This window comes from Mesorhizobium sp. M0051, from assembly GCF_040323235.1.
Classification (GTDB): domain Bacteria; phylum Pseudomonadota; class Alphaproteobacteria; order Rhizobiales; family Rhizobiaceae; genus Mesorhizobium.
In genome coordinates this window covers 111,343-137,535 of the sequence record NZ_JAMYUT010000008.1, presented here as the reverse complement: position 1 = coordinate 137,535, position 26,193 = coordinate 111,343, and the positions used below count along the sequence as shown (strand labels likewise).

Genomic DNA, 26,193 nt, shown 5'->3' with positions numbered 1-26,193 from the left:
GCATCCTATAGGAAAAGCTCGTCCGGTGGCATTGCCTGTCGCGGCGACCGGTTTTGCTTCTCGCGGAGAGCGGTGTTGAGAGTTTTTGTCCGTCTGGGTCTGTCGATCACCGCGCTTGTAGCCTTGCCGCTCGCCGCCCATGCCGATTGGAAGCCGGTCGAGAAAGTCGAGACATACGCCATATCAGGCCAGTCCGGGCCGGAGCTCTATCGCTCGATCGGCGAAAACGGCCCCAAGCTCGGCATCACCCGCGCCATCGCCCACACCAATTTCAAGCTGACCTGGACCCGGGATTATCAAGCACGGGCCGGCGCCTGCGTGCTGGCCACAGCGCGGCCGAAACTCATCATCACCTACACCTTGCCAAGCCCCTCGGCGCCGCTGCCGTCGGCGATCCAGAAGAACTGGGAGGTGTTCATCGCCGGCGTCAGCGCGCACGAGAAGGTGCATGGCGCCGAGATCGTCGACATGGTGCGCAAGATCGAGGTGGCGACCGTGGGACTCAGTATTGCCGACGATCCCAAATGCAGCAAGATCCGCACCGAAATGACCAAGCGCCTGTCCGACCTGTCACAGGCGCAGCGGCAGGCGAGCCGCGATTTCGACCGCGTCGAACTCGGCCAGGGCGGCAATTTGCAAAAGCTTATCCTCGCGCTGCTGAATGGCGGCTGACGACATCGTCGCCTTGCTCGGCATCCTGACTGACGCCGACCAGCAGGAGTGCCTGCGGATTGAATCCCTGGCCTAGCTAGCTCCGCCAAGCCGCCAGATCGGCCAGGATCTGCGCCTTCAGCGAAGCGTCGGCGTAGCTCGCGTGCACCGACGTTTTGGCGAGCTGGCGGATGGTTTCATCGTCCCAGGCGAAGGCCTCGGCGCAGGCGGCATAGGATGCTTCGAGGGTGGTATCGAGCAGTGTCGGATCATCGGTGTTGATCGACACAAGGACGCCGGCCTTGCGCAGAGCGTCGAGCGGATGTTCGGCAAGTGAGGGATACACGCCGAGCGCCACGTTGGAGATCGGACAGACGCCTAAGGGAATCTGCCTCCGTGCCAGCAAGTCGACAAGCCCGGGGTCCTCGATCGCCCGCACGCCGTGGTCGATGCGGTCGGCGCCCAGCAGTTCGATCGCGTCGCGAACACCTTCCGGGCCGCTCGACTCGCCCGCATGAACGGTGCGCCGCAGGCCCGCCGCGCCAGCACGGCGAAACGCTTCGGCGAAGCGCGGCCCGGTGCGCCCGGCAGCCGCCTCGTTCCCGTCGATCGACAAGGCGACGACGCGCTTGTGCCTGATTTCGCTCAACAATTCGACGAGTTCGATCGCTTCCGCCGCCGACTGGGTACGAAGCAGGCTTACGCACAGTCCGACCGGCGGGTGCCCGTCCTGTTCTGCGGCCGAGAAACCCGCGTCGAATGCATCGATCATACCGGGGATATTCCTATGCCAATGCGGCCAGTGCGTAGGGTTGACGATGACGTCTGCATAACGCACGCCGCTTCGACCCATGCGCTGTGCAAACTTGTAGGCCGTGGTGGCGAGTTGCTCGCGCGTCCGGAACGTCCCGCACAACCAGTCGAGCATTTCGAGGAAGCTCCTGAGATCATGGGCTTCGAAGAGCCTGTCGCGCGGCGCGCGCAGCGGAATGCCGGCTTCCTCGCAATTCCTGATTACATCATCGGCCTCGAAGCAGCCCTCGACGTGGATGTGCACTTCGGCTTTCGGCAGCCCGATATAGTCGGTCAATGACGCCTCCCCTATTTCAAGCGTCATCAGATCATGAAACGGCCGGTCCCCATTTCAAGAAATGATTGAAAGAATTGCGCGCGGCGCGCCGGATTGACGGCGCTTCTCGGAGCAAGCCTACCGCGTATCCGCGCTCGCCCTCAGCTCCGCACGCTTCTCGTCCGAGATGACAGCCAGATCCAGCACCTTCTGCAATTCGGCCGCATGGTGGAATGATGGTTCGGCCTGTACGCCGGTTCGCACCGCATCGGCGAAACGCTGGTAATTGGTCGGCACCGTGCCGGCGTCGAGCTCTACCCATTTGGCGTTGTCGATATTGTCGCCGGCGCAGAGCTTGAGTGAAGAGCCATCGAGATTGTGCACCACCTCGATGCCGCCTCTCTCGCCATAGATGCGCAGGCGGAGCTCGTTGAGATGGCCGGTCGCCCAGCGGCTGGCATGCACCACGCCGAAGGCACCGTTGGAAAAATCCAGCGTCATGGCGAAGCTGTCATTGGCGTCGAGCCCGTAGTCGCCGATGCGGTTGCCAGGTGCCTTGTCGAAGCTACGCAGCCGGCAGAAGACATGGTCGATGTCGAGCGCCGCGCCATAGCTGGCGAAATCCAGGATGTGGATGCCGACATCGCCGAGTACGCCATTCGAGCCGTGGCCGCGCGACAGGCGCCAGAGCCATTTCGGATCGGTGCGCCAGTCGCCCCAGAATTTCGACACCAGCCAGCTTTGCAGATAGGACGCCTCGACATGCCTGACCGTGCCGATTTCGCCCGCCTGCACCATCTGGCGGGCCTTCTGCAGCGCCGCGACATTGCGATAGGTCAGGTTCACCATGTTGATGATGCCGGCCGCCTTGGCGGCCTCGGCCATCTCGGTGGCCCTGCCGAAGTTGTCAGCCAGCGGCTTTTCGCACAGCACCGGCTTTCCGGCGGCGATCAGCGCCATGGTGGTCGGGTGATGGATGCGGTCCGGCGTGACGTTGGCCACCGCGTCGAACTCACCCCATGCCAGCGCCGCCTCAAGCGAGGTGAAGCGGTTTGGAATGTTGAAACTGTCGGCGAATTCGCCGACGCGCGCAGGATCGACATCGACGGCGCCGACGATGTCGACGCCCTCGATAGCGCTGAAGCGGCGCGCATGTTCCTGCGCCATCCAGCCGGTGCCGAGTATCAAAAGCCGCATTTATTGCTCCTTGGAGATATCGGAATCCCCCGTCCGATCGACGCCCTCAAATAGCGCGGATGATACCGCCGTCGACCCGGATGTTCTGGCCGGTGATGTAGCCGGCGCCTTCGGACGCCAGGAAGGCGATGGTCGCGGCGATCTCTTCGGAAGTTCCATAGCGCTGCATCGGCACGCTGTCACGACGCTCCTCGGTGGCCGGCAGGCTGTCGATCCAGCCGGGCAGCACGTTGTTCATGCGCACATTGTCCGCGGCGTAGGTGTTGGCGAAGATCTTGGTGTAGGCGGCAAGACCGGCGCGGAACACGGCGGAAGTCGGGAACATCGGGCTCGGCTCGACCACCCAGGCCGTCGAGATGTTGATGATGGCGCCGCCCTTCTGCTTGACCATCTGCGGCGCCACGATGCGCACCGGCCGGATGACGTTCAGGAGATAGACGTCCATGCCGGTGTGCCACTGCTCGTCCGTGATCTCGAGGATCGGCGCACGCGGTCCGTGGCCGCCGCTGTTGACCAGCACGTCGATGCGGCCATAGCGGTCCAGCGTCAGGTCGACCAGGCGCTGCAGATCGTCGTTCGACTGGTTGGAGCCGGTGACGCCGAGCCCACCAAGCTCCTTGGCAAGCGCCTCGCCCTTGCCCGAGGAGGACAGGATGGCGATCTTGAAACCGTCCGTAGCCAGCCGCTTCGCCGCCGCTGCACCCATGCCGCTGCCGCCGGCCACGACCACGGCAACTTTCTCTACACTCATTGGATTTTCCTCTCAGGATTGGCGGGCGCGAAGCTTGGCAGTTCGCGGTGTATAGCCGGTTTCATCAGGCAGTTCGAACCAGAAAGGCTGAACCAATATGCAGAAAAACGCGAGCTCGCTGCGACTTCAGGGATCGACAGGCAGCAAGGCGTCGGGCTTCACATTGGCAATCGAGGCATAGGTGTGCGTTTCCCGGACACCGGGCAGCGGCAGGATTACCCGCTGCAGGAAATCCTGGAACACTGCCATGTCGGCGATGCGCGCCTTGACCAGATAGTCGAAACCGCCGACGACCATATGGCACTCGATGATCTCGGGCGCCCGCAGAACAGCCTCCGCGAAGCGGTCGAAGACATGCGGCGCCGTGTGGTCGAGCCGCACCTCGATGAAGACGAGCTGTGCCCGTCCGATCCGGGCCGGGTCGAGAACGGCCCGCACTGCGCGGATGAACCCTTCGGCGAACAGCCGCTTGACACGCTGCGCCGCCCCGGTCGGCGACAGGCCGACCCGCCGCGCCAGATCGAGCGTCGTGCGGCGGCCATCCTCCTGCAGCAAACGCAGCAGCGCGCGGTCGATACGGTCGAGGTCTTCCATTTCGGGATTCACGCCTTTGAGCCAGAAGAAGCGTGATAGTCACGCCAAAATTGCGAAAACAGCATATTTCATCACGCTCCCGGATCGCAATACCGTTGTCGTGCAACAGACAACGAAAGCGGATCCCATGACATCAGCGGTATCAACCTCCTGCAGCGCCCAGACTAAAGGCGACACGCCCGTGCTCATCCTGAGCGAGGCCGAGGTGAAAACCTGCATCGACCTGCGCCAGCTTCTCGACGCGCTCGCCGGCGGCTTCAAGGCGCTGTCTGGCGGCAAGGTCGTCAGTCCGGCGCGGCCGCAGCTCGATATTCCGCAGGCCGGCTATTCGCTGGCCATGCCAGCCTGGACGGCGGGCATGCATCTGACGGTGAAGATCGTCAACGTCTTCGAGGGCAACATCGCCAGAGGCATCCCCAGCCACCTCGCCACCATCCATCTGTTCGATCCGGATACCGGCATGCCGGTCTGTGTCATGGACGGCACTTATATCACCGCCGTGCGCACCTCCGGATCGGCCGTGCTCTCGGTGCGCGAACTCGCCCGCCGCGACGCCAGGGTCGCAACGGTGGTCGGCGCCGGAGTACAGGCCGGCCAGCACTTGCATCTTCTGCCACTGGCGCGCGACTTCACCGAGATCCGCGTCGTCTCGAAGGAGTTTTCGGATGCGCAGGCGCTCGCCGCCCAGCATCCCGGCGTCGTCGCCATCAACGATGTCGAGGCTGCGGTGCGCTCGTCCGATGTCGTCTGCCTGGCAACGCATTCCTACGAACCGGTGATCTCAGCCGACTGGGTACGGCCCGGCACGCATATCTCGTCGGTAGGCGTTGCCCCGCCCGGGGGCGAACTGCCGGTCGAGCTTATCGGCAGGGCCAGCCTGTTCGTCGAGACCAGGGAGGCCTTTGCCCCGACGCCGGTCGGCTCTTGCGAACTCGCTGGCCTCGATCCGCAAACCGGAACCGAGCTCGGTGAAATGCTGCTCGGGCTGCGGCCGGGGCGGGTCAGCGCCGACCAGGTCACCGTCTACAAGGCCATGGGCGTCGCCATGGAGGACATGGTTGCGGCCGACCTCGCCTATCGCGAGGCGGTTCGGCGGGGAATGGGGCGGGTTGTTGCGCTGTAGTGGAGCCGCTTGATTGTTGAAGCCAGCGCCGCCCCTCATTGCCCTGCCAGACATTTCTCCCCGTAGAACGGGGAGAAAGAAGCTCTTCGCCGCCCTTCTTCGCCGAGATGATGTTCGAGCACCGCGTGCCGGCAAGTTTCCCCGGCACCCGCATGCGCGAGACGGGCGCCGGCATGTTCCAGAGCGCCTACGCCGACCGCGCCTTCCACGGCCACCAGGGCAGCATCCCGTGGTCGACAAGGCGATCCGCATCATTCTGGGGTAAGCATCAAGGCCGCACTTGCCGCGCCGGATCGGACAGGCCGGGCACCATCTGGCTCAGCACGCGGTCGCGAAGGAAGAAATGATGGAAGATCGCCGCAGCGGCGTGCAGGCCGGCGAGCCAAAGGATGATGTCGCCAAGCGTACCATGGATTTCCGCCAGCGAAGCGCCCCAACTTCCGGGAAACGGGCCGATCGCTCCCAAGCCGTAGACCGTCACCGGGTGACCGCCGAACCAGGCGCCGAGCATCGCGGTCGCCGGAACCGCCAACAGCAGCGCGTACAGCGCCCAATGCGTTGCCTTCGAAGCGACCTCCATCCAGGCGGGCATCGGCGGGGGCTCGGGAATGCGATCGAACGGTCGCCAGATCAGGCGAATGACCAGCAGCCAGAAAACGGCGAAGCCAAGCGACTCGTGCAGCAGGAGCGTCGAGGCCCTCGCCGCTGAATAGACCCGCTCCGGCGGACCACCTGCCGAGACCAGGAAGGCGATGAGCACGAGCAGAGCCGTCAGCCAGTGCAATGCCTGGGCGAGGCCTCCGTAGCGGACTGTCGTACCGAACAGCGACATGCGAGAGCTCCGAAACACATGGACACGTCCTCCCGCACCCGTCCCTGAACGTGCCTTCGTTTCGCTTGTTCCTCAAGTGCGTTTGATGGATTTGCCGATGTTTTCCGTGCCGCCCGTCTGCCCTGCCGGGTATCTCGCCTACAAGGGAGGAGATTGGCAGCGTCTCCGGTAGCACACTCTCCTCTGCAACTTTCGCCGGCATTTGAATAAAAGCCGCCTGTGGATATTTACCCTCCGTTCCGCCAGGCCCGGCAAGATGGACATTAGGGCGGGATCATGGAGGGAACCATTGACCAGCGATTTTTCAGCCGCCCGCATCCACCTCGAACGTGCCTATCACTATCTGCAAGGCAATGACGAGACGAGCCGCGCTGCCTGTGACGCCCTGGATCTGTTGATCGAAGCGGTGGCGGAAGCACAGCACAGGCGACCCGAGGCTGGCGTGCTGGAGTTTCCGCGATCGACGGCGCGGCACACCGGCTGAGATGTGTCGCGTTTCAGGTGAGGCCGGGCTCACCTGAAATGCGACACGCCAGGATCAGGATGCCTTTCGGGCCATCGATGGCTCGGTCGCGCGCGAAACAATCGCCTCCAGCGGCTCCGGCCGGTGCAGCAGGAACCCTTGGCCGAACGCAACGCCCATATCGCTGAGCATGGTCAGCGTATCCTGCTTTTCGATCTTCTCGGCGACCACGTCGCAGCCGATGCTGCGGGCGATGCTGGTGATGGCCAGCACGATTTCGCGGTCGAAGCGGCTTTGCGTGATGTGCTCGATGAAGGAGCCGTCGATCTTGATCGTGTCGACGGGGAAGCGCCTGAGATATTCGAACGAACTCATGCCGGCGCCGAAATCGTCCAGGCTGACCCGGCAGTGCCGCTCGCGCGCCTTGCGCACGAATTGTTCGGCGGCGTCGAAATTGGTGACGGCGGCGGTTTCCGTGATCTCGAAGCCGATGCCCGAATGCGGCGCCCCGGTCTCTTCGATGACGTTGTCGACGAACGCCCACAGCTGCGGATCGCTCAACGTCTGCGCCGACAGGTTGAAGCCGAGCGTCAGCGCGCCCGAGCGCAAGGCGGCACCATGCCGCGACAGCGCGGTGCGGATGATCCAGCGGTCGAGCCGCGAGGCGATGCCGAAGCGTTCGGCCACCGGAATGAACTCGCAGGGCGGCACCAGCCGGCCGTTGCGTGCGACGAGCCTTGCCAACACTTCGACATGGCGGCTTTCCTGCCAGGGCCGGCCCAGCCGATGGATTTCCTGGCCGAACAGTTTCAGTCGTCCGTCTTCCATGGCATCGACGGTGTCGGCGGCGATGCGCGCGGCATTCAGCCCGCCCGAGCCCGCTTCCACTGTCGCCGAAAACACCGCGAAACGGTTGCGTCCGGCGGCTTTGGCCGCGTAGCAGGCGTCGTCGGCGCATGCGAGCGCGTCGGCGATCGTGGTGTTGGCATTATCGATAAAGGCGATTCCGATCGAGGCCGCCAGCTTGCGCGTCGAGGCGGCCAGGCCGAGATCGGCCTCGCGCACGGCGCCGAGCACGCCAGTGGCGATCCGCTCGGCCTGTGCGGCATCGCAATGCGGCACCAGCAGCGCGAATTCGTCGCCGCCCAGCCGCGCCGCGTGTGCTGCCGGCGGCAGGCAGCCCCGAATGCCGGCGGCAACGCTCTTCAGGGCCAGGTCGCCGGCGGCGTGGCCGGCAAAGTCGTTGAGCGCCTTGAAGTAGTCGAGATCGACATAGAACACCGCCAGCGGCGCACCCGCCGCGATATGGTCGGCGAGCTGCCGGTCGAAGGCGGAGCGGTTCCACAGGCCGGTCAGCGCGTCGTGGCGGGCGGCATAGGCGAGTTCCTGCTCGCGCAGCTTGTCCTCTGTGATATCGCGCACCGTGCCGAGGATTTGGCCGGCAGCACCCGCACCGGTGATGAAGCGCACCAGCGATTCAACATGCCGGACTTCGCCGTCCCGCCGGATGATGCGGTATTGCGAGGCGGTGACGCCGTCCGAGCCGCGCGACGGCAGGTGAGCCTGCTCGGTGGCCTCCTTGTCGTCGGGATGCAGATAGCTGTGCCAGAGGTCGGCCGTTACCTCGTCGGTGTCGGCAACGAGGCCGAATATGTCCCTGGTGCGGGCGTCCCAATAGCTCCTGTTGGTGGCGATGTCGTAATGCCAGATGCCGGTGCCGCTGGCGGCGAGCGCCAGGCGGAAGCGCACATTGACCTGTTCGAGCTCGGCTTCGGCCGCCTTCTGCTTGGTGATGTCGGTCTGCACGCCCATCAGCCTGAGTGGTTTTCCGGACGCGTCGCGCTCGACGATGCCGCCGCGATCGAGCACCCACACCCAGTGGCCCTGCTTGTGCTTCAGCCGCAGCTCGGTCTCGATGGCGTTGGTCTGTCCCGCAATGTGGCGGTCGCCGCTGGCCAGCGCCCGCTCGCGATCGTCGGGGTGGGTCAGTTGCAGCCACAGGTCGCTGCTGCTGGCAAGCTCGCTCTCGTCATAGCCAAGCATCCGCGCCCAGGTCGCGGAATAGAAGCAGTCGCCGGTGCGAAGATCCCAGTCCCAGACGCCAAGTTGGGCGCGCTCCAGGGCCCTGGCCCAGAACGTTCCGTTGCGACTCTTCTTGTCCTGACCAACCATCATCTGTTTCGCTCATCCCCGCCACGGACCAATCTGCGGCAAAACCAGAGAAGAAAGCGTTACCTTGGCTGAGGCAGGCGGTTGCGCCTCCTCACCTGCCATCTCTTGCCCTTTCGATTGGCCGGCAAGAACCGGAGTTTCGCGTCGGGCGGATCGTCCTAGTGATCGCCCCAGGTCGTCGGCCAATCCGACGATCGCGTTGCAGAGACAAAGAGGACCTCCCAATGACCAGCCAAGAAGACAACAAGGCCGTCGTCGTCAGATGGTTCACCGATTTCTGGGGTGAAACCTGTGACCTGTCCGTCGTCGACGACATCGCCGCGCCCGACATGCTGTTGAAATATTCGCTGCACGAGCCGCGCCGCGGCCGCGACGACATCAAGGCCTTCATGACCGACTTCCGCGCCGCCTTCCCGGACCTCAACTTTTGGGCCACGGCCGACCTGATTGCCGAGGGGGACTATGTCGTCGGCCAGTGGGAAGGCGGCGGCACGCACACCGGCCCGGCCTTCAGCGATTTCCTCGTCGGTTCGCTGCCCGCCGCCACCGGCCGCACCATGCGCTTCACCGGCATCACCGTGCTGAAGGTGGTCGACGGCAGGATCGTCGAGGAGATCGGCCTCGATGACGGCGTCGCCGCCCTTACCCAGCTCGGCCTTATCAAGGCCGCCTGATCGAACCGCCCGATTGGAAAGCGGCCATCGCCGCCCAGGCGATGGTCCTCTCTCGATCGTGATCGAAGCTTGACGAGAAGCAGCCTGCAACCGTTGAAAGCAGCGCGGCAGCGACGATGCGTAGCGTTGCCGGCGCAACATCTTTGTCAATGAATCGTTGCCAACAAATTGTGAATTATAATCATCTAATGTAGAACTGTCTACTTGAATGCGCGTGTAACCAGATGGTAATACTTGATCTGCGAAATACTCCATAACAGTCTTTCGGGCAGCTGGCGGGATGTCCTTCGATGAATGCGCACACCGGGCAGCACGGCGATAATCGCCGCTTGGCTGCCATCGTTGACCTGGACATCGCGACAACCAGGAGGAGAGGCTGGCTGCTGACCGCGCTGTGTCTCATCTATGCCGTGACCGCTTTTTGTCTGCAGCCGGATCGCTACCTGCATCTGGCGCTATCCTATGCCGAGCCGTTCGCCTTTTTCCTGCCAGCACTCCTGGCTGCCGGCCTTGGCGTGGCGGCGCTGGCATTTGCCCGACATGCTCCGACAAGGTTCATCCTCGACACGCTCGGACAGCGCTGGCCGACAGCCGCATCCGTGATCCTTTTGTTCTTTCTCGGCATCACCGCCTTCACCACCTTGAAGGTCGCCATTCCCGACATCGTGCCGTTCTACGCCGACCGCATCTTGGCGGAGCTGGACTTTCAGTTGCATGGCACCGATCCCTGGGCATGGGCGCACAGCGTCGTTTCCGAACCGGTCTCGGTCGTTATTTTCGCTGGCTATGGGTATGGCTGGCTCGTGCAATGGTTCGGTGCCGTGCTCTTCGTCGCCTTCTGGAACGAACCGGCCAGGCGGTTGCGCTATCTATGGGCGTTCGCGCTGACAACGATCCTGTGCGGCACCGTTCTGGCGACCCTGCTGTCGTCAACCGGCCCGATATTCCACGACCAGTTCTACGGCGGTGACCGGTTTGCCGGGCTGCAAACCGCCCTGGCGCAGAATGGCTACGGCGCATCGGTCCATGTCTATGCCAACTATCTGCTTGCCGCCTACCAAAGTGGCCGCCCGGAACTTGGCGGCGGCATCTCCGCCATGCCAAGCATGCACGTCGCCATCGCCACCCTGAACGCGTTTTTCCTGGCAGGCTTCGGTCGTCGGTGGGCCATCGCAGGCTGGGCTTTTGCCGCGTTCATCCTGTTCGGCTCGGTTTACACCGGCTGGCACTATGCCGTGGATGGCTATGTCTCGATCCTTGTGGTGTCCCTGCTCTGGTACGCGACGGGACGCTTCGTCCTGCCGCAAGCGAGCCGGGATGCCATCGAGGTGGGACTGGCGCTTCCGGATCAAGCGTCATAGCGATCTATCTATCCGACGCCACCAGGAGCGAATCCAGGCAGCATTGGCGCCGCCTGGCTTCGTTGCTTGCTGGCCGACGCTTACTGGCTAGGCGCCATCGCGTGCTCGCATGACACTTTCGGGTTCATGTCGGCGAAAGTGCCGGTCGGGTTGCCCTTCCAGGCCCAGACATGCAGTTCATGGAATTCACCCAGGCCGTAACGGTTGGGCGCGCTGTTGAAGTTGAACAACTGGCCGTCCAACGATGCCGGCCCCTTCGAGGTGATGTATTCGACAGCCACCAGTTGCAGCGTGCCGTCGGCCATCGGCTCGTACATCACGGCTTCGGGACGGGCGATGTCGATCTTGTCGTCCTTCAGATACTGGCCGTTGACATAGTGGATGCCCATGGCGCCGCCGGTGATGCCGCTGGCGCAGGGAATGGGCGCATAGCCCTCCGATGTAGCGGCCTTGACATCGAGAAACCGGCTGTTGGCGGCCCGCACCTTGTCGGCCAGCGGATTGGGGACGGACGCAAGCGCGGCCGCTTCCTGATGCGCCTGTGCGAAGCTGGTGCAGACAGCCAGCATGGCCCCGGCCATGACAAGCCTGTCGCAAAAATTTGGCCTGTCGCAAAAATTCGGCCTGTTGCGAAAGTTCGATATCATCTTCATTCCATTCTTCTTGAAAAAGCACAGCTGGCCGGCCGCCGAAAATACGGAGCCCCGGCAGGCAAGCGCTGTGACTGTTGTTGCTTGGAGATCCCGAAAACGATGCCAGGAATGGTCATCCCTTTGGCAGATACGGGATCGTTCCGGCCAGATCGGTGTTGTCGATCATCTGGAAACGGCTTTCGCTGCCGCTCTGACGGGCCGAAACGAAGGGCGCATAGGCCGGATCGTTGGTGAAGGCGCGGGCCGCCGCTTCCGACGGGAACGCCATCAGGGCGATCAGCGTGGTGTCGAGCGGCTTGCCTTCGAGCGTCTTCACATTGCCGCTGCGCGACAGATATCTGCCGCCATGCTTGTGGACGAGGTCGTGCACCGATGCGGCATAGGCCGGCACCCACTGCGGGTCGTTTATCTTGATGTCTGCGATAACGTAAGCGGTCATGATAGTCTCCTGATTGCGGCGCACAGGAGCATCCCGTGCAACCGGCCGAAGGGCTCGCATGGCAGGACCCTCGCCAACCAGTCCGCGATCTGTACTGGGGTAGTACAGTTTCCGTACTGGCCGCCTCAATCATGAAGGCCTAATGTTCGACCCAAGTTGGAGGGAGAGGCACAATCATGACCCAGCACGGATACAAACAGTTCTGCCCGCTATCGATGGCCGCCGAGGTGCTGTGCACCCGCTGGACGATGGTGCTGATGCGTGAACTGGTGGCGGGTTCGACCCGCTTCAATGACCTGCGCCGTGGCGTCCCCAAAATGTCGCCAAGCCTTCTGTCGCAACGGCTGAAGGAGCTTGAGATCGCCGGGATCGTCGAGCGCAAGGAGATCAAGGGCGAGAAGGGGATCTTCGACTATCGGTTGACGGAGGCCGGCCGGGACTTGCGCCCGGTCGTCGAGGCAATGGGCTTCTGGGGGCAGAAATGGGTCGAGTCCCGGCTGTCGCTCAAGAACCTCGATCCGTCGTTGCTGATGTGGGACATGCGGCGCAATTTGAACCCCTCGCCGCTGCCCGAGGGGCGCACGGTGATACAATTTCTGTATCAGGATCTACCGGCGTCCAAACGGTCGTGGTGGCTGATCGTCGAGAGGCATGGCGAGGTCGATCTGTGCTGGTACGATCCGGGCTTCGACGTCGACCTCTACGTCTCGACCGACCTGCACACCATGACGGCGATCTGGATGGGATTGCTGACCGTCGAGAAGGCCGGTGCGAAGGTCGCGCTGACTGGCGACCAGGCCATCGGCAAGAAGATGCAGACCTGGCTCGGGCTCAGCCCGTTCGCGGTGGAGCCCAAACGCGCGGCTTAGGAGAGCGGGGTGTTCTTTGCAGGAAACGGGTGGCGGGGCCGGCTTTTGGCGGCTTCAATGCGGCCATGTTCATCACCCTTGCCAAAAATCTGAAATCCGCGCCGCTGCCGGTCGCCGACGATCCGCGCTGGGCGCGCATTGTCGCCCGCGACAAATCGGCCGATGGCGAGTTCTGGTATTCGGTGGCGACGACCGGCGTCTATTGCCGTCCCTCCTGCCCCTCGCGGCGCGCCAACCCCAGGAATGTGCAAGTGCACGGCACACTGGATCAGGCCAGGGCAACCGGTTTTCGCCCGTGCCGGCGCTGCAATCCGGAAGGCCCATCGCTCGAGGCCGGCAACGCTGCGATGGTCGCCGTCGCCTGCCGCAGGATCGAGCAGAGCGAGGAAGAACCGTCGCTCGCTGAATTGGCGGACGCCGCCGGCCGCAGCGCCGGCTATTTCCACCGCATCTTCAAGGCCGTCACCGGGCTGACGCCGAAAGACTATGCCGCTGCACACCGCGCCGCCAGGGTCCGCCGTGGCCTGGAAGACGGCGCCAGCGTGACGACGGCGATTTACGATGCCGGCTTCAATTCGAGCGGACGTTTCTACGAGAAATCGACCGGCATGCTCGGCATGACGCCGACGCGCTATCGCGCCGGCGGCGCCCATGAGAAGATCCGCTTCGCCGTCGGCGAATCCTCGCTCGGCACCATCCTGGTCGCCTCGAGCCAGAAGGGCGTCGCCTCGATCCTGCTCGGCGACGATCCCGACGCGCTGGTGCGCGACCTGCAGGACCGTTTCCCCAGGGCGCGCCTGATCGGCGGCGACCGTGACTATGAGGCGCTGGTAGCCCGCGTCGTCGGTTTCGTGGAAGCACCATCGCTCGGCCTCGACCTGCCGCTCGACGTGCGCGGCACCGCCTTCCAGCAGCGCGTCTGGCAGGCTTTGCAGGACATTCCGGTCGGCCAGACTGTCTCCTACGCCGAGATTGCAGAGCGCATCGGCACGCCAAAGGCCACCCGCGCCATCGCCGTCGCCTGCGCCGCCAACAAACTTGCCATCGCCATCCCCTGCCATCGTGTTATCCGCAAGGATGGCGCCCTGTCCGGCTACGCCTGGGGCGCAGAGCGCAAGCGCGCGCTGCTCGATCGTGAGGCGCTGCGCGGTGGGGCGGCGAAGGATAATGCACGCCGGCCTTCGCGGGCCTGACGAGGACCGGCAATGCGCGCGATGGCAAGCTCTCCCGATGCGAACAGCCGGACCCAAGCTGCCGCCAGCCGCCGCATCCAAGAAGCGAAGTCACGGGTGATGGCCGTCATCGGCACGCTTGTCGATGACGGCAGAGCCGAGTGGAGCCGCACCGCGACCGGCGAGATCGAGCTGCGGCTGTGGACCGGAGAGGTGTTCGTGCTTGGCGAGATATTCGTCACGCGCGTCGAATGAGCACCATCAGCGCTCTACGGCGCCCCCCTCTGTCCTGCCGGACATCTCCCCCTCAAGTGGGGAGATTGGCTGTCATCGCGGCCTTCGCCAATCTCCAATGTTGCAAGAATGAGCGAGGCGCTGAAGCTGCCAATCTCCCCACTTGAGGGGGAGATGTCCGGCAGGACAGAGGGGGGCGCCGTAGAGCACCTACCTTGGAGATTCGAATTTGAAAGCAAGCACCGGAGTGAGTGCGAGAAGCCGTCTCTGTAGGGTTCAGGCAAAGGAGTAAAGGCAATGAACCTCATGCAAACTCAAATCGCCGCACCGGCAACCATCCATGCCACCCTCGACACCATCGTCTACGCCATCGGGCAATCCGCGATCGGCAACATCCTGGCGGCGCGCAGCGATATCGGTATCTGCGCCATCCTGATCGGCTCGGATTCCGACGCACTGGGGCAGGACCTTGGCCATCGCTTCCCCGGCAAGATGCTGGTCGAAGACAAGGCCGCCTTGCGCGACGATCTCGCGGCAATCGCGCGCTTCGTCGAAACGCCGGCCGCCGGCCTCGACATGCCGTTCGACATGCGCCACGGCACGCCATTCCAGCAACGGGTCTGGGCCGCGTTGCGCGCTATCCCGTGCGGCGCTACCATCACCTACACAGCGCTGGCCCGGCGGCTCGGCCAACCGAGCGGCGCCCGTGCCGTGGCAACGGCCTGCGCGGGCAACGCCATCGCGCTCGGCATTCCCTGCCACCGCGTCGTCCACACCGACGGCACGCTGTCCGGCTACCGCTGGGGCGTCGAGCGCAAGCGCACTCTGCTCGACAAGGAGGCTGCGATATGAACGCCCACGCCAAGGTCGCCCCATGCGTGGTCGAAGCCGCCGAGACACGCATCGCCGGTTACGACTGGCCGGCGCTTGCCGCCGAACTCGACGGCTTCGGCTGTGCGGTGATCGAGAAATTGCTCTCGCCGCAGGAGTGCCGGCAGATCGCCGGCCTCTATTCGGATGAGCAGCATTTCCGCAGCCATATCCATATGGCCAGGCACGGCTTCGGCAAGGGCGAGTACCGCTATTTCCGCTATCCCATGCCGGACTTGCTCGGCGCCCTGCGCAGCGCGCTCTATCCCAGGCTGGCCGAGGTCGCCAACCGCTGGAACGAGCGCATGGGGCAAGCCATGCGCTACCCCGCGACGCATGCCGCGTTTCTCGAACAATGCCATGCCGCAGGCCAGACGCGGCCGACGCCGCTTCTGCTGCAATATGTGCCTGGCGACTTCAACTGCCTGCACCAGGACCTCTACGGCGACCTCGCCTTCCCGCTGCAGGTGGCTATCCTGCTGTCCGAACCGGGCCAGGATTTCACCGGCGGAGAGTTCGCGCTGACCGAGCAGCGGCCGCGCATGCAGAGCCGGGTCGAGGTTGTGCCGCTGCGCCAGGGCGACGCCGTTGTCTTCGCCGTCCACAACCGGCCGGTGCAGGGAACCAAGGGCAATTACCGCGTCAATCTGCGCCACGGCGTCAGCCGCCTGCGCTCAGGCATGCGCCACACGGTCGGCATTATTTTTCATGATGCGAAGTGAGCGTCATGGAGGAGGGGCGCTTCATTCCGCGTCCTCGGAGACCATATCCAGGATCCACGGACATGCATAATAGTCGGCGATGCGGTCGATCAGACCGTCGGCGGCATGGATCCGCACCAGATACGCCGGCCGCCAGACCTCGCCATGCAGCCTGTCGACGACCAGCACGATCTTCCCTTCGATCACGCCCGGCCGCATGCGCCAAGGCAGCTCGCTGCGCTCATATTCGATGAAGTAGGGCGAGCCTGACAGCAGGCCGTTGTAGCAATCCGAGACCCGCAGCCGCGCATCGGCACTGGTCAGCGCCCGCACCCCGTCCCAGTCTCGCCTGTTGAACAATTCGACATAGCGGCCGAGCAGCCGCGCCAGTTCGGGGTCGTGTGCGGGTGCTGCGCCCGGTTGCGCCGGCAAGGCGGCGAGCTTGGCACGGCCACGATTGAGCGCCGCCTTGACGCCACCGGACGTCGAGCCGACCAGGTCGGCGATTTCCTCAAGCGAATGGTCGAAGACATCCTTGAGCAGCACGCAGGCGCGCTCCTTCGGCGGCAGGTGCATGACCAGCCGCTCGATGGCACGGCCGGCGCCGGGACCGGCGGGCTCGACAGGCAGCACGATGTCGTCGCCGGCATAGCCAGCCTCGGCTCGCTGCCGCGCGCGGCGGCTTCTGATGAAGTCAATGCAGCGGTTGTGGGCGATGCGGAACAGCCAGGGCCGCAGCGCCTGCGCATCGTCGAGCCGTTCGATCTTGCGATAGGCCTCGAACAGCGCCTCTTGCATGATGTCCTCGCCATCGAGGGCCGAACCGGTCATGCGCGCGCAGTAGCGGTGCAACCTGACGCGCAGATGCGAGACGGTCGCCAGGAACGCCGCGTAGCGCAGGTCGTACAGGCCTTCGGGGTCGAGACTCGGTTGCATCCCTTGCGACGTCTGACGGGATTTGCGGATCTGCTGGTTCATCGCGGCATCACCACACCTTTGCGCAAGCGCCACGCTTCCACAAGTGAGAGTTCGACACGATCAGCTGGCGCATGGTCAGGCCGCCCTGTCGCCAGCAGCCTTGCTGGCATCGGGCAAGCCCAGTCTCGGCCGCACCCAGGCGGCCAGGCGGCCGATCGCGTCATCTGCTTCCGGCGCCCGGCCGGCCATCATCTGGAAGGAGTGCAGCATGCCGTCAAAGACATCGAGCCGCGTCTCGACCCCGGCCAGCCTGGCGCGCTCGGCGAACATGCGGCTTTCGTCGACCAGCGTCTCGTCCGCACCGGCCTGCAGGAACACAGGCGGAAAACCGGTGAGGTCGGCATAGAGAGCGCTGACCTCCGGATCGAGCCGGTCGCGGTCACCGATGAAGTTGGTCACCAGCCAGTCGACGGCGGCCTTGGCGAAGGCCGGGTCCTTGTCGCGGTTGGTCTCGTAGCTGGCGGCGGTCAGCGCCATGTCGAACCAGCCGGAGATGATCAGCGCGGCGACGGGCAGCGGCCGCCCTTGCGCACGCAGCCGCTGCAGGACGCCATAGGTCAGGATCGCGCCGCAGGAATCGCCGGCAAGCACGATGTGGCCGGCATCGAAGCCCCGATCGGCGAGCCAGTTCCAGACCTTCATCGCCGCATCGAGCTGGGCCGGATACTTGGCCCGGTGCGCCAGCGGATAGTCGTAGAGCAGCGCCCGGCAGCCGACGGCCTTGGCCAGATGCCCGACCAGCTTGCGGTGCGTATAGATCGAGCCGCCGATGAAGCCGCCGCCATGCGCATAGAGCAGCACACGCCCCTCGTCGGCGCCCTTCGGCACCGTCCACATCGCCGGCACGCCGCCGGCATCGACCTCGATATAGTCGACGCCGCCGGGTTCGCCGGTCAGTGCTGTCCAATGCGTGTCGTTGTGGTCGATGATCGCTTGCGGGCTGGTCAGCTTGCCCGCATTGGCGGCGATCGTCGCGTAGTGGTTCCTGTTCGCCTCGCTCTGTATGCTCGCCATGCTGGTCTCCCGGGTTACGGATCGCGGGCTGCGCGACCTTCAAGGACAGAGACGAACGGGCGGACAAAAAGGATACGTCAGGTCCCGGATCTTCTCTCTCCCTCACCCCACCGATCCGTAACGGTTGACCACCATGCCGCAGCTATAGGCCTTCGAGCCGAGCAGCCGCAGGTTTTGGAAACCGCCCTGGTCGAAGATCCGGCGTCCTGCCCCCAACACCGCCGGATTGATGAACAGCTGGAACTCGTCGACCAGCCTGGCCGCGATCAGCGCCGACGCAAAGCCAGCACCGCCGAACACGGCCATATCGCCGCCCTCGCCCCCCTTCAGCGCATCGACTTCGCGCGGCAGGTCGCCGCTGGCCACCCTCGTGCGCTCCCAAGCCGGCTCCCGGGCCGATTGCTTGAGCTTGTCGCTCAGCACCACCTTCCGGGCGTCGACGACGCGCTGCGCGAACGCATAGAAGGGATCGCGCGGAAATTTCTTCGCCGCATTACCCCAATGGGCAAGATAGCCCTCCTGCGCCATCTTGCGGCTGAGCAGGATGGTGTCGATGCCGGCGAAGACGGCGTTGAAGTCCTGCTTCAGCTCGTCGTCCCAGGCGCTCTCGTCACCCCATTCCCAGAGCTGCCAGGCATGATCCTCATTGGCGCCGACAAAGCCATCGACCGACATCTGCATTTGAAGGATCAGCTTTTTCATCGTTACTCTCCTTCGGTTTGTGCCGGCTTAAAGCGTGCGCCCAGTGAGCCGTCGCGACCAGCGTTATATGGTTTACATTTGGAACCATTGACATAGGACGAAAACGGTATCAATAGTAAATTGCTTTAAAAATGGAACCATAGATGTCGACGCGGAAAAGATCCGGCTGCCCGATCAACTTGTCGCTCGAATTGCTCGGCGACCGCTGGACTCTGCTCATCATCCGCGACTTGGTCTTCGCCGGGAAAAGGCATTTTCGTGAATTCCTGCAGTCCGACGAGGGCATCTCGTCGCGCACGCTGGCCGAGCGGCTGCAGACCCTTCAGGACGAAGGCATCCTCACCCGCAGCGAGGACCCGACGCATGGGCTGAAGACAGTCTATCGGCTGACCGAGGCCGGCATCGACCTGCTGCCCGTGCTGGCCACGCTTGGCGCCTGGGGAAGCAAGCACCGCAAGGCCGACGACAAGCTCGCACGGGTCGCCGACGAGCTGGCGGCGGGCGGCGAGCCCGCTCTGGAGGCCATGAAGGCGGCGCTGCTGGCGGAGCATATCGTCTAGGCGGTCGCAGTTCCGGACCTGAGAAAAGCAGCACTGCTGCGGATGGGCTCCAAGAAACCACCTCTTGCTTGACAACCACCCCCTTTTGTTCTCTATTTGTTCACATCCATCAGCAACTGCGGATGTGCCTTCGGGATGGAAACCACAGCCACCATCCTGCATGCCGATCTCGACGCCTTCTACGCCTCGGTCGAGCAGTTGCTCGACCCGTCGCTACGCGGCAAGCCGATCGCGGTGGGCGGCGGCGTGGTGCTCGCCGCCTCCTACGAGGCGCGCGCCTTCGGCGTGCGCGGCGGCATGCCGGGGCGCAAGGCGCGCGAGCTCTGCCCGCAGTTGATCTTCGTCGGCGGCAATTTCAGCCACTACCAGCGGCTGGGCGATGCGGCGATCAAAGTGCTCGACGATTTCACGCCGCTGGTCGAGCGCATCTCCATCGACGAGGCCTTTGCCGATGTCGCCGGCTGTACGCATTTGTTCGGGCAGCCTGAAGAGATCGCCACGACCATCCGCCGTCGCGTGCGGACCGAACTCGGCCTGCCGATCTCGATCGGCGTCGCCCGCACCAAGCACCTGGCCAAGATCGCCTCGCAGGTCGCCAAGCCCGACGGGCTGGTGGTGGTCGAGCCCGGCACCGAGATCGCCTTCCTGCACGATCTGCCGGTCGGGCTGATGTGGGGCGTCGGCCCGGCGACTAGGGCGCGGCTGGCCGAAATCGGCGTCGAGACAATCGGAGAGCTGGCCAGGACCCACAGCGGCGCGCTGACGCGGCTGCTCGGTCCCGCCGCCGGCGAAAAGCTCGCCGCCCTGTCGTGGAACCGCGACCCGCGCAAACTGGAGACGAAGCGCCGTGCGCATTCGGCCGGCGCGCAATCGGCGCTTGGCCAAAAACCTGCCATGGAGCGGGTCATCGTGCCCACGCTGCTGCATCTGGCCGACCGTGTCGCCAGCCGGTTGCGCGCCAAGGCTAGGCCCGGCCGTACGGTGACCGTGCGCGTGCGCTTTGCCGATCTGAGCGCCGTCACGCGCTCGATCACGCTTGACCAGCCGATCTCAGCGACAACCATGCTGGCCGAGATCGCCGGCGATCTGGTGCGCGGCGTGCTCGCCGACCACCCGCACGAGAAGCTGATCTCCCTGCTGGCGATCTCGGTCTCGCATCTCGAGGAAAGCTTCGAGCTGCAGCTCGAACTGCCGCTCGGCCTCGTCGACGACAAGCGCCGCCCGGGCTCGAGGAAAGGTCTGGCACGCTTCGACGCCGACCGCGCCATCGACAAGATCCGCGAACGCTTCGGCAAACAGGCGGTCGGCTACGGCACGGTGGCGCTGGAAGCGGCGCGCTCGGTTCCCGACGAATTCAGGGAACTGGCGGAGAAGCAATTGTGAGCGGAAGACAGCGAGGCGCTATTGCGTCTCTTCGCCGTCCCAGTAACGCCTCACCGCGGCCATGTCGAAAATGCCGTCGCGCCGGCGCAAAGCGTCGACAGCCATCTTGTTGGAATCGGGATAGACGCAGACTTCATTGGGATTTCTTTCGCCGATCATCAAATAACGGCACGGTCCCGTGCCGCTGTTGAGGAAGGAATGCCCGACCGCCAGGCCGGCGGGAAAGCAGACATAGTCGCCGGCTTTCATCTCGTGGCGCTCCTCGCCAAGCAGCAGCGTCACCTGCCCTTCCAGGATCAGCGCGTGCTCCTCTTCCAGCATGTGGTAGTGCCGGGGCGCCAGGCGCGGCCGGGCGCCGGCGCCTCGATCAGCATGCCGACATGATAGTCGGACCGCCCCAAGGCGGCATAGGTCAGATGCCTGGACCGGCCGCCGAACCGCGGGCCTTCGCCTTCGACCTTCCATTCGACAGAATCGCTGGCGATCGGCGGGATCGGCGCGGCCGGGGGTCTGGTGACACCGGTCGTACCATCCGACGGCGACGGATCGCCGGCGGCAAGGCCGGTATCCTCGCCATCCCAGTAGCTTCGGGTTGCCGCGAGATCGAATATCGGGCGGTTGCCCAGCGCGCGCACCAGAACCTTGTTGGAGGCGGTGTAGACGACGACGTCGTTCGGGTTGCGCTCGCCGACGATGACATAGCGGCACGGCGCGTCGCTGGTGTTGATGAGGCAATGCCCCGCCGCCGCACCCGCCGGAAAGCAGATATAATCGCCGGCCTTCATGGCATAGGCGGCGTCGCCGACATAAGTGGTGAGCGTTCCTTCGAGGATGAAGACATGCTCTTCCTCGAGAATGTGGTAATGCTTCGGCGAGCTCTGCTTGCCCGCCGGCAACTCTTCGATCGCCACGCCGACATGGTGATTTTCGCCCAGCGCGGCCAGCGACAAATGCCGGTAGCGCACGCTGAAGCGTGGCACGGCGGACCATTCCGTCCATGGCACCGCATCCGATGCGAATGGCACGGGCGGTTTCGCTTCGTCTGCCATCAGGCCTCCTGCTTCTGCCGCCTAATCTCGTCGCGACGGAACAAAGCTGCCAGCTTCCGGCATCGTCGCCAAGCGGTGTTCGCGACGCTCCTGACAGAGCCGGACAGGAGCCGCTGCCTCAGCCTCGGATGGCCTTGCCGGCTTGCTGCAGCAGCTCGAAAGCGGCGAAGCGCTTGGCATGCCAGCCGGCCAGCGTAGCGTCGGGATGATAGACCTCGCCGAGTTCCGACATGCCGGCCATGGCCGCCGCGACATCCTTGTAGGTTCCCGCGGCGACAGCGCCCAGCATCGCCGAGCCGAGCAGCACCGGCTCCGGCGAGGTCGACGCGACCACCACCATGCCAGTCGTGTCGGCCAGCAGCTGGCGCACCAGCGGGCTTTGGCCAGCGCCGCCGCTGACGACGATGGTGTCCACCGGTATGCCCTTCTCATGCTCGGCCCGCACGATCTGGCGCGCGCCGTAGCCCAACCCGCAGACGCCGGCGACATAGAGCCCGACCAGGCTGTCGAGACTGGTGTCGAGATCGAGCCCGGCAAGCAGCGCACGCGCGTCCGGATCGGCGAAGGGCGCGCGGTTGCCGAGGAATTCCGGCACGACATGGATGCCGCCGACCAGGGCCGGCGTCGCCGCGGCTCCCTTACGGCTTTGCGCCTGCAGCGATAGCCAGGCGCTGAGGCTGAGGCCGTCGGCCTGCGCCCTCGCCGTGGCTTCGCCGCTTGCCGGGTGCATGCGCACCAGATGGTCGATGGCCGCACCCGCCGCCGATTGGCCGCCCTCGTTCAGCCACAGGCCCGGCACCATGGCCGAGAAATACGGACCCCAGACGCCGTCGACGAAGGCCGGTTCGGCGGTCGACGACATGGTGCAGGCCGAGGTGCCGAAGACATAGGCCATGCGCGACAGAACGCTGCCGAACGCGCCGCGCGCGCCGACCGTGCCGACGCCGCCGGCATGCGCGTCGATCAGGCCTGCCGCCACCGCGGTACCGCCGATAAGCCCAAGGTCCGCTGCTGCCTGCGCGGTCAGTCCACCACCGAGTGCGGCACCTGCCGGTACGATCTCGGTGCCGATGCGGGCGAACCCCTCATCGGCAAGCGCGCCCAGGCCGATCTTGCGGAAATAGGCCTCGTCCCAGCGGCTCTCATGCGCCAGATACGTCCATTTGCAGGTCACCGTGCAGACCGAGCGCGCAAGGCTGCCGGTCGCACGCCAGGTAAGGAAGTCGGCGAGGTCCAGGAACTGCCAGGCGGCATTGAAGGTGGCGGGCAGGTTTTCGGCCAGCCACAGGAGTTTCGGCGTTTCCATCTCCGGCGAGATGACGCCGCCGACATAATTCAGCACCGCTTCGCCGCTGCGGTTGATGCGGCGCGTCTGCTCGACCGCACGATGATCCATCCAGACGATGATGTTGCGTTCGGCATTGCCGGACGGGCCAACCGGCAACGGCACGCCGCCCTCGCCCAGCACCACCAGCGAACAGGTGGCATCGAAGCCGATGCCGTCGATCGCCTCGGGCGCTACACCCGATTGCGCGACGGCCGCGCGGACGACGATGCACACCGCCCGCCAGATGTCATCGCTCGACTGCTCGACAATATCGCCGGCCTCGCGCCAGACCTCGATATCCTGCTTGGCCGAGGCAAGCAGGTTTCCCGTGTGGTCGAACACCCCGGCCCGCGCGCTGCCGGTGCCGACGTCGATGCCGAGATAGTGGGACATGGGGGAGAAACCTTTGGTTTAGCGAACGGCGAATAGCGAATAGCGAATAGCGAATAGCGAATAGGTAAGTCGTTGGATTCTTCCCTATTCGCTACTCCCTATTCGCTACTCACTTAGAGATCATTGCTCTGCGGCAAAATCACCAGATCCCGGATCGTCACGTTTCTTGGCCGGGTCAGCATGAACATGACGGCCTCGGCCACTTCGCGCGGCTGCATCAGGCCGCCGGCGGCGAGCTCTTCCTCGAGCTTGGCCTTCGGCCAGTCGTCTACCAGTGCCGTCACCACTGGGCCCGGCGCCACCGCACCGATGCGTAGCCCGTGCTTGGCGACCTGCCGGCGCACCGTGTGGACGAAGGCCTGCACGGCATGCTTGGAGGCCGTGTAGATCGGCTCCCAGACCACAGGGACCAGCCCGGCGATCGAACTGGTGACGATGATGTCGCCGGTCTTGCGTTCGATCATGTGCGGCAGCACCGCCTGTATCGAACGGAAGCAGGCATTGATGTTGAGGTTGAGCATGCGATCCCAGACGTCGGGATCTCCGGTCGCCACCTCGCCGCCGACATAGGCGCCGGCATTGGCATGGAAGATGTCGAGCTGGCCGGCCTTCTCCAGGATCCGCGGCATCATGGTGGCGACACTCGCCGGCTGCACCAGGTCGATCACCAGCGGGATCGCCTTGGGGCCAAGCTCGGCGCACAGTTTGTTCAGCGTCGCCTCGGCGCGGTCTACCAGCACGACGGTGGCGCCGGCCGCCAGCATATGCCTGGCGCATTCGAGACCGATGCCTGATGCCGCGCCGGTGACGGCGGCAACTTTTCCGGACAGTTCTTCGCTCATGTCTTGCTTCCTGTTGATGGGTTCAGGCCCGGCCATGCGAGACACGCGAGCGGCGTGCCAGCGAGTCGACGATGACTGCGATGGCAAGCACGGCGCCGGTGATCATGTACCGAAGCGACGAGGACAGATCGAGCAGCGTCAGGCCGCTGGCGATCGACTGGATGACGATGATGCCGAGCAGTGCCGAATAGGCGCTGCCGCGGCCGCCGAACAGGCTGGTGCCGCCGATGACGGCGGCCGCGATGGCGTTGAGGTTGACGTCGCCGGTGCCTGCCTGCTGGCTGGCCGAGGCAAGGCGGGCCGCCGACAGCACGCCGCCGAAAGCCGCAAGCATCGAGCACAGCACGAAGGCGCTCGAATAGATCAGCCGCACATTGATGCCGGCGCGCCGTGCCGCCTCGCGGTTGCCGCCGACCGCCGACATCGAACGGCCCCATTTGGTCCGCGTCAGCGCGTAATGCATTGATATGACAAGGCCGACGAACAGACCGAACATCCACGGAATGCCGCGCGCCTGGTTGAGATAGAAGACGATGAGTTCGAGAATGACCGTGATGACGACCGCACGCGTGATGAGACCGCTCGTCGAACGTGCCGACAGGTTGGCGGCGCGGCGGCGCGCAACCGTGCGCAGGCCGGTGATCAGCATGACGATGCCGGGAACGGCCGCCAGCCCGAACGACAAGAATTTAGGCATCACCAGCAGCTGGCCGAAATTCACCAGGTTCGAGCCGTAAGGCAGGTTGATCGAACCGGTCGAGCCGAGGATGTAGAGCTGCAGTCCAAGCACCGCCAGCAGGCCGGCCAATGTCGAGACGAAGCTCGGCATGCCGAGCCGGTTGAACAGCAGCGCATAGAGCGCGCCGATGAAGCCGCCGACGGCGATAGCGGCGAGAATGGCGAGCGCCACCGGCCAGCCCTGGTTGACCCACAGCGTGCCGACCATCGCCGAGGCAAAGCCGCTGATCGAACCGACCGACAGGTCGATCTCGCCAACCATCAAAACGCAGACGATGCCGAGCGAGATGACGCCGACTGTCGAGCAATCGAACAGCAGGTTGACCAAATTGCTGCTCGACAGGAAGATAGGGTTGATGCTGGCGAACACCGTCCAGATGATGACCAGCCCGACGATGACCGGCAACGAGCCGAGATCGCCGGAGCGGACCCGGTCGAAGAACCTGCGGATGGCGCCGCTTAAGCCGGCCTCGTGCTTGACGCGCACGTCGGCGCGGTCGAGCTGCGGTGCGACTGGGGCAGCTTGTTGCACGTCGCGGTTCATGGGCGTGGCTCCTGGGTCTGGTCCTGCCGGGGAGTTTGCTGGGACTGTCTGCGCTCGGCGCGTCGCGACACCGAATTGTTCGACGCGCCGGTGATGGCGCTGACCAGTTCCTGGTTCGAGGCATCGGGGGAGAAGATGCCGTTGTTGCGACCGAGCCGCAGCACGACGATGCGGTCGGCGACAGCGCGCACGTCTTCCATATTGTGGCTGATGATGACGACGCCGAGGCCGCGGTCGCGCACCCGCTCGATCAGATTGAGCACTTCCGCCGTCTGCGCCACACCGAGCGCCGCCGTCGGCTCGTCAAGCAGGATAAGCTTGGGTTCGAGCAGCAGCGAGCGGGCGATCGCCACCGTCTGGCGCTGGCCGCCCGACAGTGAGGCAACGACTTCGCGGACACTGGGGATGCGCGCCGACAGCTCGTTGAGCAGCGTCCAGGCGCGGACTTCCATCGCCACCTCGTCCAGCCGCAGCGGGCTGAGTTCGCGGCCGAGGAAGATGTTGGCGACGATGTCGAGGTTCTCGCATAGCGCCAGATCCTGGAACACGGTGGCGATGCCGAGCGTCAGCGCCGCACTCGGGTCGGCCAGCGTCACCTGCTTGCCGCGATAGCTGATCGTGCCCGAGCTCGGCTGATGCACGCCGGCAAGAATCTTGACCAACGTCGACTTACCGGCGCCATTGTCGCCGACCAGGGCCACCACCTCGCCGGCATGGACATCGAGATCGATGTCGGTGAGCGCCGAGACGGCGCCGAAATGCTTCGAAATGCCGCGCAGGCTGAGCACCAGCTCGCCTGTCGGAACCGGTCCGTTCGGGGTGTCAATCATGCCAGAGA

General features: G+C 64.7%; 29 protein-coding genes. 12 read left to right on the top strand and 17 right to left on the bottom strand.

The window, feature by feature from the left end:
- Positions 1–75: 75 nt before the first annotated feature.
- On the top strand, positions 76–672 hold the full coding sequence (locus NKJ90_RS10830; protein ID WP_023761058.1) for a DUF922 domain-containing Zn-dependent protease: 597 nt from the start codon (positions 76–78) through the stop codon (positions 670–672).
- 76 nt (positions 673–748) lie between these two features.
- On the opposite strand, the gene add is transcribed toward NKJ90_RS10830, so the two are convergent.
- From add to NKJ90_RS10810, 4 genes are all read right to left on the bottom strand, one after another.
- Positions 749–1,741 (bottom strand): adenosine deaminase, encoded by a 993-nt coding sequence (gene add, locus NKJ90_RS10825; RefSeq protein WP_352486095.1) that lies wholly within the window; start codon positions 1,739–1,741, stop codon positions 749–751.
- A 117-nt stretch (positions 1,742–1,858) separates the two neighbouring features.
- Positions 1,859–2,917 carry a Gfo/Idh/MocA family protein gene (locus NKJ90_RS10820; protein WP_023761060.1) on the bottom strand — a complete coding sequence of 353 codons (1,059 nt, stop codon included), beginning with the start codon at positions 2,915–2,917 and terminating at the stop codon, positions 1,859–1,861.
- A 46-nt stretch (positions 2,918–2,963) separates the two neighbouring features.
- Positions 2,964–3,668, bottom strand: a complete 705-nt coding sequence (locus NKJ90_RS10815) for an SDR family oxidoreductase (RefSeq protein ID WP_023761061.1) — start codon at positions 3,666–3,668, stop codon at positions 2,964–2,966.
- A 126-nt stretch (positions 3,669–3,794) separates the two neighbouring features.
- Entirely contained in the window at positions 3,795–4,262 is a 468-nt protein-coding gene (locus NKJ90_RS10810) for an Lrp/AsnC ligand binding domain-containing protein (protein ID WP_023761062.1), read from the bottom strand.
- Between the two features lie 181 nt (positions 4,263–4,443).
- Between NKJ90_RS10810 and NKJ90_RS10805 the strand changes: the two genes are divergently transcribed.
- A complete protein-coding gene (locus tag NKJ90_RS10805) occupies positions 4,444–5,385 on the top strand; it encodes an ornithine cyclodeaminase family protein (RefSeq protein ID WP_023761063.1) in 942 nt (313 codons plus the stop codon).
- A 268-nt stretch (positions 5,386–5,653) separates the two neighbouring features.
- Here NKJ90_RS10805 and NKJ90_RS10800 read toward each other — a convergent pair whose 3' ends face one another.
- Positions 5,654–6,217, bottom strand: a complete 564-nt coding sequence (locus NKJ90_RS10800) for a cytochrome b (protein ID WP_023761064.1) — start codon at positions 6,215–6,217, stop codon at positions 5,654–5,656.
- A 289-nt stretch (positions 6,218–6,506) separates the two neighbouring features.
- Here NKJ90_RS10800 and NKJ90_RS10795 point away from each other — a divergent pair, with 289 nt between their 5' ends.
- Positions 6,507–6,701: a hypothetical protein gene (locus NKJ90_RS10795; protein ID WP_023761065.1), complete on the top strand. Its 195-nt coding sequence runs from the start codon at positions 6,507–6,509 to the stop codon at positions 6,699–6,701.
- 54 nt (positions 6,702–6,755) lie between these two features.
- Here the strand turns inward: NKJ90_RS10795 and NKJ90_RS10790 are convergent, their stop codons facing one another.
- The gene (locus NKJ90_RS10790) at positions 6,756–8,852 is read right to left on the bottom strand and encodes an EAL domain-containing protein (RefSeq protein ID WP_352486104.1); all 2,097 of its coding nucleotides are present in this window, start codon (positions 8,850–8,852) and stop codon (positions 6,756–6,758) included.
- Between the two features lie 224 nt (positions 8,853–9,076).
- Here NKJ90_RS10790 and NKJ90_RS10785 point away from each other — a divergent pair, with 224 nt between their 5' ends.
- Together NKJ90_RS10785 and NKJ90_RS10780 are read left to right on the top strand one after the other, a co-directional pair.
- Positions 9,077–9,526 (top strand): ester cyclase, encoded by a 450-nt coding sequence (locus NKJ90_RS10785; RefSeq protein ID WP_023761067.1) that lies wholly within the window; start codon positions 9,077–9,079, stop codon positions 9,524–9,526.
- Positions 9,527–9,816: 290 nt separating this feature from the next.
- Positions 9,817–10,887, top strand: a complete 1,071-nt coding sequence (locus NKJ90_RS10780) for a phosphatase PAP2 family protein (protein WP_023761068.1) — start codon at positions 9,817–9,819, stop codon at positions 10,885–10,887.
- A gap of 80 nt (positions 10,888–10,967) precedes the next feature.
- On the opposite strand, the gene NKJ90_RS10775 is transcribed toward NKJ90_RS10780, so the two are convergent.
- A complete protein-coding gene (locus tag NKJ90_RS10775) occupies positions 10,968–11,468 on the bottom strand; it encodes a hypothetical protein (RefSeq protein ID WP_023761069.1) in 501 nt (166 codons plus the stop codon).
- A 184-nt stretch (positions 11,469–11,652) separates the two neighbouring features.
- Positions 11,653–11,979 (bottom strand): DUF1330 domain-containing protein, encoded by a 327-nt coding sequence (locus NKJ90_RS10770; protein ID WP_023761070.1) that lies wholly within the window; start codon positions 11,977–11,979, stop codon positions 11,653–11,655.
- Positions 11,980–12,155: 176 nt separating this feature from the next.
- Between NKJ90_RS10770 and NKJ90_RS10765 the strand changes: the two genes are divergently transcribed.
- From NKJ90_RS10765 to NKJ90_RS10745, 5 genes are all read left to right on the top strand, one after another.
- Positions 12,156–12,848 carry a winged helix-turn-helix transcriptional regulator gene (locus tag NKJ90_RS10765; RefSeq protein WP_023761071.1) on the top strand — a complete coding sequence of 231 codons (693 nt, stop codon included), beginning with the start codon at positions 12,156–12,158 and terminating at the stop codon, positions 12,846–12,848.
- 65 nt (positions 12,849–12,913) lie between these two features.
- On the top strand, positions 12,914–14,041 hold the full coding sequence (gene ada, locus NKJ90_RS10760; protein ID WP_023761072.1) for a bifunctional DNA-binding transcriptional regulator/O6-methylguanine-DNA methyltransferase Ada: 1,128 nt from the start codon (positions 12,914–12,916) through the stop codon (positions 14,039–14,041).
- A 12-nt stretch (positions 14,042–14,053) separates the two neighbouring features.
- Entirely contained in the window at positions 14,054–14,275 is a 222-nt protein-coding gene (locus NKJ90_RS10755; RefSeq protein ID WP_023761073.1) for a hypothetical protein, read from the top strand.
- A gap of 276 nt (positions 14,276–14,551) precedes the next feature.
- Positions 14,552–15,106 carry a methylated-DNA--[protein]-cysteine S-methyltransferase gene (locus NKJ90_RS10750; RefSeq protein ID WP_352486094.1) on the top strand — a complete coding sequence of 185 codons (555 nt, stop codon included), beginning with the start codon at positions 14,552–14,554 and terminating at the stop codon, positions 15,104–15,106.
- Positions 15,103–15,846 (top strand): 2OG-Fe(II) oxygenase, encoded by a 744-nt coding sequence (locus NKJ90_RS10745; RefSeq protein ID WP_023761076.1) that lies wholly within the window; start codon positions 15,103–15,105, stop codon positions 15,844–15,846. Before NKJ90_RS10750 ends, NKJ90_RS10745 begins: the two co-directional genes overlap by 4 nt.
- Positions 15,847–15,867: 21 nt before the next feature.
- Here NKJ90_RS10745 and NKJ90_RS10740 read toward each other — a convergent pair whose 3' ends face one another.
- The 3 genes from NKJ90_RS10740 to NKJ90_RS10730 form a co-directional block, all read right to left on the bottom strand.
- On the bottom strand, positions 15,868–16,803 hold the full coding sequence (locus tag NKJ90_RS10740; RefSeq protein WP_023761077.1) for a sigma-70 family RNA polymerase sigma factor: 936 nt from the start codon (positions 16,801–16,803) through the stop codon (positions 15,868–15,870).
- A gap of 75 nt (positions 16,804–16,878) precedes the next feature.
- Complete coding sequence (locus NKJ90_RS10735; protein WP_352486093.1) at positions 16,879–17,817, bottom strand: alpha/beta hydrolase; 939 nt, start codon at positions 17,815–17,817, stop codon at positions 16,879–16,881.
- A 102-nt stretch (positions 17,818–17,919) separates the two neighbouring features.
- On the bottom strand, positions 17,920–18,519 hold the full coding sequence (locus tag NKJ90_RS10730) for a dihydrofolate reductase family protein (RefSeq protein WP_023761079.1): 600 nt from the start codon (positions 18,517–18,519) through the stop codon (positions 17,920–17,922).
- A 143-nt stretch (positions 18,520–18,662) separates the two neighbouring features.
- Here NKJ90_RS10730 and NKJ90_RS10725 point away from each other — a divergent pair, with 143 nt between their 5' ends.
- Both NKJ90_RS10725 and dinB read left to right on the top strand, forming a co-directional pair.
- The gene (locus tag NKJ90_RS10725; protein WP_023761080.1) at positions 18,663–19,079 is read left to right on the top strand and encodes a winged helix-turn-helix transcriptional regulator; all 417 of its coding nucleotides are present in this window, start codon (positions 18,663–18,665) and stop codon (positions 19,077–19,079) included.
- Positions 19,080–19,214: 135 nt separating this feature from the next.
- Entirely contained in the window at positions 19,215–20,462 is a 1,248-nt protein-coding gene (dinB, locus tag NKJ90_RS10720; protein ID WP_023761081.1) for a DNA polymerase IV, read from the top strand.
- Between the two features lie 18 nt (positions 20,463–20,480).
- Here dinB and NKJ90_RS10715 read toward each other — a convergent pair whose 3' ends face one another.
- The 6 genes from NKJ90_RS10715 to NKJ90_RS10690 form a co-directional block, all read right to left on the bottom strand.
- Positions 20,481–20,783: a cupin domain-containing protein gene (locus NKJ90_RS10715; RefSeq protein ID WP_352486092.1), complete on the bottom strand. Its 303-nt coding sequence runs from the start codon at positions 20,781–20,783 to the stop codon at positions 20,481–20,483.
- A complete protein-coding gene (locus NKJ90_RS10710) occupies positions 20,759–21,511 on the bottom strand; it encodes a cupin domain-containing protein (RefSeq protein ID WP_352486091.1) in 753 nt (250 codons plus the stop codon). The genes NKJ90_RS10715 and NKJ90_RS10710 overlap by 25 nt, the downstream gene beginning before the upstream one ends.
- A gap of 118 nt (positions 21,512–21,629) precedes the next feature.
- The gene (locus NKJ90_RS10705; protein WP_023761082.1) at positions 21,630–23,231 is read right to left on the bottom strand and encodes an FGGY-family carbohydrate kinase; all 1,602 of its coding nucleotides are present in this window, start codon (positions 23,229–23,231) and stop codon (positions 21,630–21,632) included.
- A gap of 113 nt (positions 23,232–23,344) precedes the next feature.
- The gene (locus NKJ90_RS10700) at positions 23,345–24,073 is read right to left on the bottom strand and encodes an SDR family oxidoreductase (protein ID WP_023761083.1); all 729 of its coding nucleotides are present in this window, start codon (positions 24,071–24,073) and stop codon (positions 23,345–23,347) included.
- Positions 24,074–24,095: 22 nt separating this feature from the next.
- Positions 24,096–25,355: a sugar ABC transporter permease gene (locus NKJ90_RS10695; RefSeq protein WP_023761084.1), complete on the bottom strand. Its 1,260-nt coding sequence runs from the start codon at positions 25,353–25,355 to the stop codon at positions 24,096–24,098.
- Positions 25,352–26,185 (bottom strand): ATP-binding cassette domain-containing protein, encoded by an 834-nt coding sequence (locus tag NKJ90_RS10690; RefSeq protein WP_023761085.1) that lies wholly within the window; start codon positions 26,183–26,185, stop codon positions 25,352–25,354. The genes NKJ90_RS10695 and NKJ90_RS10690 overlap by 4 nt, the downstream gene beginning before the upstream one ends.
- Positions 26,186–26,193: the final 8 nt, after the last annotated feature.

Coding starts and splice junctions, on each gene's coding strand:
- NKJ90_RS10755 (WP_023761073.1), top strand. CDS start 14,054: ATGCGCGCGATGGCAAGCTCTCCCGATGCGAACAGCCGGACCCAAGCT.
- NKJ90_RS10705 (WP_023761082.1), bottom strand. CDS start 23,231: ATGTCCCACTATCTCGGCATCGACGTCGGCACCGGCAGCGCGCGGGCC.
- NKJ90_RS10785 (WP_023761067.1), top strand. CDS start 9,077: ATGACCAGCCAAGAAGACAACAAGGCCGTCGTCGTCAGATGGTTCACC.
- NKJ90_RS10775 (WP_023761069.1), bottom strand. CDS start 11,468: ATGGCCGGGGCCATGCTGGCTGTCTGCACCAGCTTCGCACAGGCGCAT.
- NKJ90_RS10715 (WP_352486092.1), bottom strand. CDS start 20,783: ATGCTGGAAGAGGAGCACGCGCTGATCCTGGAAGGGCAGGTGACGCTG.
- NKJ90_RS10740 (WP_023761077.1), bottom strand. CDS start 16,803: ATGAACCAGCAGATCCGCAAATCCCGTCAGACGTCGCAAGGGATGCAA.
- NKJ90_RS10765 (WP_023761071.1), top strand. CDS start 12,156: ATGACCCAGCACGGATACAAACAGTTCTGCCCGCTATCGATGGCCGCC.
- NKJ90_RS10690 (WP_023761085.1), bottom strand. CDS start 26,185: ATGATTGACACCCCGAACGGACCGGTTCCGACAGGCGAGCTGGTGCTC.
- NKJ90_RS10700 (WP_023761083.1), bottom strand. CDS start 24,073: ATGAGCGAAGAACTGTCCGGAAAAGTTGCCGCCGTCACCGGCGCGGCA.
- NKJ90_RS10735 (WP_352486093.1), bottom strand. CDS start 17,817: ATGGCGAGCATACAGAGCGAGGCGAACAGGAACCACTACGCGACGATC.
- NKJ90_RS10820 (WP_023761060.1), bottom strand. CDS start 2,917: ATGCGGCTTTTGATACTCGGCACCGGCTGGATGGCGCAGGAACATGCG.
- NKJ90_RS10780 (WP_023761068.1), top strand. CDS start 9,817: ATGAATGCGCACACCGGGCAGCACGGCGATAATCGCCGCTTGGCTGCC.
- NKJ90_RS10790 (WP_352486104.1), bottom strand. CDS start 8,852: ATGGTTGGTCAGGACAAGAAGAGTCGCAACGGAACGTTCTGGGCCAGG.
- NKJ90_RS10730 (WP_023761079.1), bottom strand. CDS start 18,519: ATGAAAAAGCTGATCCTTCAAATGCAGATGTCGGTCGATGGCTTTGTC.
- NKJ90_RS10750 (WP_352486094.1), top strand. CDS start 14,552: ATGAACCTCATGCAAACTCAAATCGCCGCACCGGCAACCATCCATGCC.
- NKJ90_RS10770 (WP_023761070.1), bottom strand. CDS start 11,979: ATGACCGCTTACGTTATCGCAGACATCAAGATAAACGACCCGCAGTGG.
- NKJ90_RS10815 (WP_023761061.1), bottom strand. CDS start 3,668: ATGAGTGTAGAGAAAGTTGCCGTGGTCGTGGCCGGCGGCAGCGGCATG.
- NKJ90_RS10800 (WP_023761064.1), bottom strand. CDS start 6,217: ATGTCGCTGTTCGGTACGACAGTCCGCTACGGAGGCCTCGCCCAGGCA.
- NKJ90_RS10810 (WP_023761062.1), bottom strand. CDS start 4,262: ATGGAAGACCTCGACCGTATCGACCGCGCGCTGCTGCGTTTGCTGCAG.
- NKJ90_RS10710 (WP_352486091.1), bottom strand. CDS start 21,511: ATGGCAGACGAAGCGAAACCGCCCGTGCCATTCGCATCGGATGCGGTG.
- NKJ90_RS10695 (WP_023761084.1), bottom strand. CDS start 25,355: ATGAACCGCGACGTGCAACAAGCTGCCCCAGTCGCACCGCAGCTCGAC.
- NKJ90_RS10725 (WP_023761080.1), top strand. CDS start 18,663: ATGTCGACGCGGAAAAGATCCGGCTGCCCGATCAACTTGTCGCTCGAA.
- ada (WP_023761072.1), top strand. CDS start 12,914: ATGTTCATCACCCTTGCCAAAAATCTGAAATCCGCGCCGCTGCCGGTC.
- dinB (WP_023761081.1), top strand. CDS start 19,215: ATGGAAACCACAGCCACCATCCTGCATGCCGATCTCGACGCCTTCTAC.
- NKJ90_RS10745 (WP_023761076.1), top strand. CDS start 15,103: ATGAACGCCCACGCCAAGGTCGCCCCATGCGTGGTCGAAGCCGCCGAG.